The 7,528-nt window shown below is 34.5% G+C and carries 8 protein-coding genes; 3 read left to right on the forward strand and 5 right to left on the reverse strand.

Annotated features, from left to right (window positions below):
• The 3 genes from VIO64_RS13120 to VIO64_RS13130 form a co-directional block, all read left to right on the forward strand.
• Nucleotides 1-550 (forward strand): transposase (locus tag VIO64_RS13120; protein WP_331918920.1); only part of this gene is annotated, 550 nt, incomplete at its 5' end.
• Between the two features lie 112 nt (nt 551-662).
• On the forward strand, nt 663-1,235 hold the full coding sequence (locus VIO64_RS13125) for a hypothetical protein (protein WP_331918922.1): 573 nt from the start codon (nt 663-665) through the stop codon (nt 1,233-1,235).
• A gap of 63 nt (nt 1,236-1,298) precedes the next feature.
• A complete protein-coding gene (locus VIO64_RS13130; protein ID WP_331918924.1) occupies nt 1,299-1,628 on the forward strand; it encodes a hypothetical protein in 330 nt (109 codons plus the stop codon).
• A 106-nt stretch (nt 1,629-1,734) separates the two neighbouring features.
• Here VIO64_RS13130 and VIO64_RS13135 read toward each other — a convergent pair whose 3' ends face one another.
• The 5 genes from VIO64_RS13135 to VIO64_RS13155 form a co-directional block, all read right to left on the reverse strand.
• Nucleotides 1,735-1,977, reverse strand: coding sequence for a hypothetical protein (locus tag VIO64_RS13135; RefSeq protein ID WP_331918926.1), 243 nt, complete (start codon nt 1,975-1,977; stop codon nt 1,735-1,737).
• A gap of 594 nt (nt 1,978-2,571) precedes the next feature.
• Nucleotides 2,572-3,318 (reverse strand): restriction endonuclease, encoded by a 747-nt coding sequence (locus VIO64_RS13140; protein WP_331918928.1) that lies wholly within the window; start codon nt 3,316-3,318, stop codon nt 2,572-2,574.
• Between the two features lie 161 nt (nt 3,319-3,479).
• Nucleotides 3,480-4,976 (reverse strand): hypothetical protein, encoded by a 1,497-nt coding sequence (locus tag VIO64_RS13145; protein ID WP_331918930.1) that lies wholly within the window; start codon nt 4,974-4,976, stop codon nt 3,480-3,482.
• Nucleotides 4,977-5,223: 247 nt separating this feature from the next.
• Nucleotides 5,224-5,934, reverse strand: coding sequence for a hypothetical protein (locus tag VIO64_RS13150; protein WP_331918932.1), 711 nt, complete (start codon nt 5,932-5,934; stop codon nt 5,224-5,226).
• A gap of 222 nt (nt 5,935-6,156) precedes the next feature.
• Nucleotides 6,157-7,386 (reverse strand): PIN-like domain-containing protein, encoded by a 1,230-nt coding sequence (locus tag VIO64_RS13155; RefSeq protein WP_331918934.1) that lies wholly within the window; start codon nt 7,384-7,386, stop codon nt 6,157-6,159.
• Between the last annotated feature and the right edge of the window lie 142 nt (nt 7,387-7,528).

A 7,528-nucleotide genomic window follows, 5' to 3' on the forward strand; every position in this document is an offset into this window, starting at 1 on the left:
GGATAACTTCCAGCCCAATGAATATCAGGAAATACGTGATTTTATAGTCACATCGACGGCCAAGCAAATCAAAGATAATCTGGATACCATTGATAAACTCGATATCCAAATAGAATCCATCCTTCCCAAATTCGGCTACAAATTAGAGAGTATGAAAGGCATAAGTACAACATTTGCAGCCGGACTAATAGCCCACATAGGCAACATTGACCGTTTTTCCAATGCCGCAAAGCTTGCTAAATTCGCAGGAATAAGCCCTGTCAGCTATGCAACAGGTAAAACATCCAAACATTTTAGCGACAGGCGAGGCGATAAGGAATTAAGGCACATCTTTTTTCATCTTGCAGTACTTGTAGTAAGTAACTACGCAGGACAGCGAAAACCTTTTAACCCATATTTTTATGAGTATTATAATAGGAAGATATCTGAGGGAAAAACTAAGCGGCAGGCCCTAAAATGTGTCATGCGTAGACTTGTAAATATAATATACCGGATGATGAAAGATAAATCAGAGTATTACGAAAAACCAATGCCAAACACAATGGAATAATGTATAATATTTACTGAAGCCTGAGTTATTAAGGAACCTCAATGTTGACCAGTTCCACACTTATTTTGTAGGCACAAGTGGGCTTTTAGTACATAATGATTGTACACTGGATATGATGGTTGCGGGCAGGGAAGCTATCGAAAATGCCAGATTATTGAATATAATTGATCCTAATGTGCTGTCAAACCTTGGTACTGATGTTGCTAGTTTTATTAATAAATTCAAAATAACTGATCCAAATAAAATAAGCCAAATAGCTCAAAGTGCTGCTGAATCTATAAAAACGAAAGTTTATAAAGGTGTTGAAATTGTCGGTGATGCAACAAAACCACCATTAGGTGAATTTGACACCGTTGATATTCTGGGGAAACGTTTTATTGAAGATAAAAGTGCTTTAGGACTATCGAACCCATTGAATCAGCTAACTCCAGAGGAGTGGGCTACTAAGCAAATAGTTAATAAAACTAGAGTAAGAATTAATAGCTTGCCAGATACTCTTACTGTTAGACCAAGCCAATTTGGTAATGGAGTTGTTCCTGAATTTAATGAATTTAAGGATTTTAAAGATTTTGTGTTCAAAATCGATGCGGATACACCAGATTTACGAAATGCAGTTGCTAATGCAATAAATGCACTTAAAGCAGAATTTCCAGACTATAACTTTAGCTCTATATTTGGTCAATGAGTGTAATGAAAGAGTGATTTCCCATATGACTATAATTTTAACACTACACTTGGAGGTGAAAAAATGTCAATTGCAGCTTTTATTATGGAACCAGAAGAACTAAAAAATAACGAAGCAATGTATACACCTATTTCTACCGAGGAAGGTTTTTATAAAGCTTGGTATCCATTAATTCAAAAACTTGAGTTAAAATGGCTTACACATATGTCTTTTGGACTTGATGTTACAAAAAGTAATTTGCAGGAAGTTTTAAGTGAACTACATATACTTAGTGCATTTATAGAAGAATCTGAAAATCCATACCGAATAGGTTTGCTCGAGCGTATAGCTAACCTTGAAAATATGCTGAATAAAGCATTTGAAAATGAGAACGTTGTTGTATATATAGGTTAGCAGTTATATATTTAGTAACCCCGACTGTAGTTAATACAGTTTCGGGGTTTTCTCTTTATGTAGTTCTTTCATTCTTCATTCCCTCCTGATATGACCCAAGGAACTACTAGATTTCTCTGAAGCCACTCACATAAAGAGTCTGGAGGTAAATCTGTCCCCAATTTTTTTGAAAGGCTTGCAGCATCAGCACATCTTTTTTCATCTTGCAGTACTTGTTGTGAGCAACTATGGTTATCAACTCCTCGTAGTTTCTTATAACAATTTTATCGGGATACTTTTTCCAAATAATATATGCCTGATTTAAATCAGTTGATAGGTATTTCTCAGAAGATGCTTTAAAGCTACTCACGAAGCGGAATCCCAGGTCTTATGCCCCCATTCTTTAGAAACCACTGACGAAGCCATACTTTAAGAAACTCCGCAGGTGGCTTTAAAATAGCTGACGAAGTGTCTTCGCAGTAACTTACAGAGCCAGAGCAGTAAGGGAATACGATATAGATATTATCGTATTCCCTTACTGCCCTGTAAGTAATTCATTAGTAGCCTTTGAAGGAATCACACGCAAATACATTTTTGTACATGTGATTTGTAAGAGCTGACAATTCCAGCATAATATACAGGGGGTAAAGATTTTTGTCCTCCTCCCCATTTATGAAATTCTCCGAAGTGCCTTTGTGAGAGGCTACGAAGGGAAAACAGGGAAAACCATAAACCCCTCAAAGCGACTAGCAGAGCGAATAAAGAATAAAGGCATAAGGTATCCGCAGAACAATTTAAATAAACCTGTTTCAACAATTCCAGTGCCCGGAGCCAATCAACTACTACAGTTACAATGTATATAATAAATAATAAACACTACTGATTATATGGATAGTGTGCAGTTCCCAACTCATCAGGATTAGTTGGGAACATTATGCGAAGCTCAAAATGGCGGATTTTTATGCTAATCATCTGCATTTTCCATATACATTTTCATAGTCGATATAAACCTATCGGGCTTATCAGGCTTGACACTTAGTTTTTCTAATATCTCAAGTGCTTCCTGAAGCTTTTTGAATAAATCATTCAAATAAGTTTCTATATCCTGATATTGTTGCTGTATTGCAAAACGATCTAATATTGAACTGTCATTTAGCAAGTCGGATTTTAAAATAAGCACACACTGATTTGTTGTAGTTAATGCACTATTGCATGCATGTTGATAAAGTGGATATTCTTCGGCTGTTAACTCTTCGGTTCTATAAGTATATCCATCAGAAAAACTCATGACACGAGCTGCCATTACTTTTATTGCCCATAAGCGATTATCAATCCATTTGTCCATAATAATATTTAAAAAACTCTCCCATGTTTCAAGCCTGACATTTGAGAATGCCGCAGCTTCAATAGCCCCAGACTGATGACCATTTTTCGAAATAATTATACCTAATTCTGCACCACAATCATGTACAACTGTTCTAAACGCATGGACTTTTTCTTTAGTAACAGGAGTCCTCCAATATTTACATTCACATATTATGTGTTTTACTAATTCATATGGTGCTTCAACATAAACGTCAATTTCAACTTTTCCTCTTGCTGTATTCAATTCATATGGCGTAGTTGCTTTATAGCCAGCAACAGTTAGATATTCTGCTGTTAGGTTTTGGAGTTCCTGCCAAGTTTGAGGTTGCCTATGTGTAAATTTCATATTCATCGCCTTTCTTACCTGTACCACTACAAAATAAATAATCGGAAATGCTCAAACTGAATGTCATAAACATAATGGGAAGTGCGAAACTCTTTCAGCGATAATTATTTAAGATTAGCTGCTGCTTTTCATTTAGCAGATGTAAAGCTGACTCTCATTCGTTATAAAATATCAGCATACAATCCGTCTTTTGTCCTAGTAAACACAACTTTAGACGGAAATAAGTTCACTCCCGTATTGGCGAAACCAACTAAAGTCATTGCCCATTCTGATAACTTGATTGGAAGTCGGTAGCATTTTACATTACCTGCTTCCGCTATTGTAATCAATGGAATCATCTCTTGACTAAAACCAACTGCTAAAGTATCGCAGACAATTCGGTCTTTTGTTATTTCGAGCAAAGGTTGCTTATTGATGTCAAAATAAACTTTTGCTCCTCGTTGATTCAAAAAGTAATGCTTTGAGGTTTTACCTACCGGGTCAATCGGCAGTTTATTATGCATCCGTTTATAATAGTCAGATAAACTCTCACAAGCATATGCGTTAAAATATTCACCTTGCATAGAAATATCGCTTTTTATGGCTTCTACCGATTCAAAATGACTCATAAAATTCAGGAAAGCAATAAGCACTATCAAGTCATCTGAATATGTCCCGGAAAAAGCCTTGTACCAAGATGTATTTAATTCGACCACCACATTGTGTAACTTCTTGTAAAGGGAGAGTTGTTGTTCGCTAATGACAAACCAACTACTATTGAGGATTTTTTTACTTACTTGTTCTTCCTCTGACATATACCTCAATGCATTATGTAGGGCTTTCAGTAATTTTGAAATCAAACCTGCAAGCATATCAGCCATACGGATTCCACAGGAAGTCAATGAGTCTGCTTCTGCAACCGTAGTTAAACACTCGCGTTCAGCTGCTTTTGCCGTATTACCGTTTTCGCCTTCCTTGTCTATGGTCAATGAATAGTTATCTATTGATCTTTCAGTAAGGTATTTTTTGAAACCATGGAACGAAATATCATAATTCCAGTCAATAGTCTTAATTGTCGAGACATCATCAAGAAGCATAAGTATTTGGTTGTATTGTTTAATTTCCTTTTCCTTCAATGCTTCATTTGCTTTATCCTTTTCGATTTGAACAGTAAAGAAATTTTTCAAGAGTGAAACAAGTTCGCCGGTATTCTCGTAGAAACCATTGATTATGTCTGCTGGCTGATATAAAACCACGGCTTTTGTAATTGAGTATTTCATGGCATCCATATCAACCAAAAAGCTGTTTTTATAATCTTCAAATAATTGTCTGATTATATATTCGATTTTGCTTATGACTGCATAGTAGATGAGAGTTTTCTCATTAAACAGAGCCAAGAAATCTTCCAACAGACTAACATTATCATTGTTTAACGAGGCAAATCCATGCTCCAGTTGACTTTGACGAATAGTGGTGCTTTTCAGTTCACCTTTAGATTGACGATATTTGTATTTTTCTTCGAAAGCAGTATATCTGCTAAACAAGTTAGTTTCGTATTCAGAGCACCAGCCAACGACCACAGCAATAAAGTTGTCGTAGTAGTTATCCGCCGTTATTGTCTTGTGGTTTATCTTCCTGCTATGCTCCGATTCATCATAGTAGAAATTATATTCACTCATCGATTGGTCTCCTTTAGCGTTCGGCTAATACATTTAATGTATAGTAAAATCTATGTACTCCAACTTCCCATAATTGCTATGATTACCTCTTGACTGAGGTGCACATTACTAGCCTGACGCACAGTTGGTTTCATTACTTGTTATAAACATAATGGGAAGAGTTCTTTCAATCAACTTGCTTAAGTTCATAACTTTCCCAAATATTCTTAATTATTAATCTTTCTTTAAACAAGCTATGGTACGTAGGTTAACTCCCTATTCTCCATTCTGGTTCTATCCAATCACTTTCCCAATCTAGTGGTTCTGACATAGATGCAATTTGACCATATTCATTATAATAAGCTCTTACTATCTCAGGATCAGTCAAATATATTGCATTTTCAAATGAGTAAGTGGCATTCTTTGTTAAGTTAAATGAACCAGTCCATACACCATAAGGAATCACTCTGCCCCATGAATCTTCATCAACTTCAACTATTTTAGCAAATATTAAAAACTTATTATGCATTCTTGGAAATGCCGGCTTCTTGTCTCGATTATAATTACCTACACATCTAATCGCTTCAATTGAGGGATCAGTGCAATATGACACATGTCTTAATAAATTATCAAACATAAATCTATTTAGACTAGACTGCAATGACATATACTTCTCCTGTAGCCACTTCTTCCATGAGTTTCTATTGCCTGAATCCATATCAGGTCTCAAAAAATCCTCTTTTTGTACAATAATTGAAACATAATCCTTTGTAGCCAATGCTTCTAGAATAGGCTCACTTGTAAGCCATGCAACACACCCTAAAACAACATTCGCTTCTTCTATATACCTTAATAGATGTCTTTCAATATTCCTAAAATACACCTGTGTATCTCTTTCACTATCAATAACTGAATTGTCCACAAATGACGTACTATTGTCTTCCACATTCTCTAAATTATAGCTATTATAATTATCCATCTCTTCCTCCTCATATACCCCATGATTAATTTCAATTACAAATTTAATTGTTGCATCTTACTACTTAATCCCGATCCATACCAAACTTCCCATTATTGCTAAAACATTCAGTTATAAGAACTGCTGATTATTAGTTTTAGAAGTCCGATGCAATGCCCAATTATATAATAATAAGCCTCCTCATGCCTATTTATGTTCAAAAAGAGTATGTTCATAAGCACCTTAATTATCTAAAAATTCCCATAAAACTGTTGATGTTGCTCTTCCGTTATTATCAACATAGTTTTGCTTTAAAAAAGGTTTAATTTTGAACTCATTTCTATTTTCACTTAGTATTCTAGCAATCATCATATTCACTGGATTTCCGACCTCATATGTACAACTTAAAACATCTTCAATTAAATCGATAGTCGAAAAGGTTTCCGTCCCAGAGTTCTTATATATGTTTATTAATTCCTCAATATTTTTAAACGAAATACCATAGCTCTTGATTTTTTGTATATCTGACTCCAGTAGCCTATTCCTTCTAACGCCCTCTGGTAAGTTGCTTTCAACAGTTATTTCTGATAATTTAGCTTTAATTTCTTCTTCTTTAATTTCCTTTACTGTTTCATCTAATGCTCCAAATAAATCGAGGAACGTAGAAAAGTTAATAATATGAATTGTATTATTACTTGTATAATTCATAAATTCATATATAAGCTCGTACCTTGGATATATTGCTTCGTTCTCTCTTTTGTACCACCAGTCAGCTTTTGAATCACCCGATACAAAAATAACATTATTACTCTTTCCTATTTCTAATACTGATTTCCATACAAGCAGGTCTCCAATCCCACCATCTGCTTTGGCGGAATCCTTATAACCTGGCGGTATGCTATGTATCTTCCTTTTTTCCAGCTCATTAGCAATTTCTTCTTCCTTATATTTGAGTTCATATATTGTGCTCGGAGTAAATAATCTCTTATACACTATACTTACACGATCATCCCAATTCAAATCTCTTATATGTCTTACTACCATATCTATACTTTTTTTATATTTTTGTAATAAGTCATCAATTTCTTTTTCAATTTGAATCATGTCCCCATATCCTTCTATACCTTCTAGAGTAGGATATTTACCTTCCTGCATACTTCTTAGTTTACTTTTTTTATCAAGCAACCATTTATATATATCTGCAAGTTTAGTTGGCCTATTCCTAATAAATTCACGTACAACTTGCGAAGGAAGAAAAAACCTATTTTCAGAAATTATATTTTGATATATTTTTTCTATTTCTTCCAAGCTTGTCTTGCCAATATTATATGGCATCAGCAATACATTAGTATCTAGGACCACATTACAATTATCTTTAATCTGCTGTAGTGGCTTTATTTCTGTAGTGAAAGCTTCTTTAACATTAGGAAAGACTTTTTCAGCAATAAATATATCATAGTTTTCTTTACTCATATGACTACCTCCCTCGGTATACTCAATTTTCTTCAAATATCTTTACTTATCACATTATTTCATTTTGATTTATTCAATGCGTGCACTTTTTTATATTATCTGCTAATCTAATCTACGATAATACTTACATAATTTCTATATT

Origin of the sequence: Pseudobacteroides sp., from assembly GCF_036567765.1 — a bacterium.
GTDB lineage: Bacteria > Bacillota > Clostridia > Acetivibrionales > DSM-2933 > Pseudobacteroides.

Excerpts from the sequence above, each read along its gene's own strand:
- VIO64_RS13125 (WP_331918922.1), top strand. The coding sequence starts at position 663 with ATGATGGTTGCGGGCAGGGAAGCTATCGAAAATGCCAGATTATTGAAT.
- VIO64_RS13130 (WP_331918924.1), top strand. The coding sequence starts at position 1,299 with ATGTCAATTGCAGCTTTTATTATGGAACCAGAAGAACTAAAAAATAAC.
- VIO64_RS13140 (WP_331918928.1), bottom strand. The coding sequence starts at position 3,318 with ATGAAATTTACACATAGGCAACCTCAAACTTGGCAGGAACTCCAAAAC.
- VIO64_RS13145 (WP_331918930.1), bottom strand. The coding sequence starts at position 4,976 with ATGAGTGAATATAATTTCTACTATGATGAATCGGAGCATAGCAGGAAG.
- VIO64_RS13150 (WP_331918932.1), bottom strand. The coding sequence starts at position 5,934 with ATGGATAATTATAATAGCTATAATTTAGAGAATGTGGAAGACAATAGT.
- VIO64_RS13155 (WP_331918934.1), bottom strand. The coding sequence starts at position 7,386 with ATGAGTAAAGAAAACTATGATATATTTATTGCTGAAAAAGTCTTTCCT.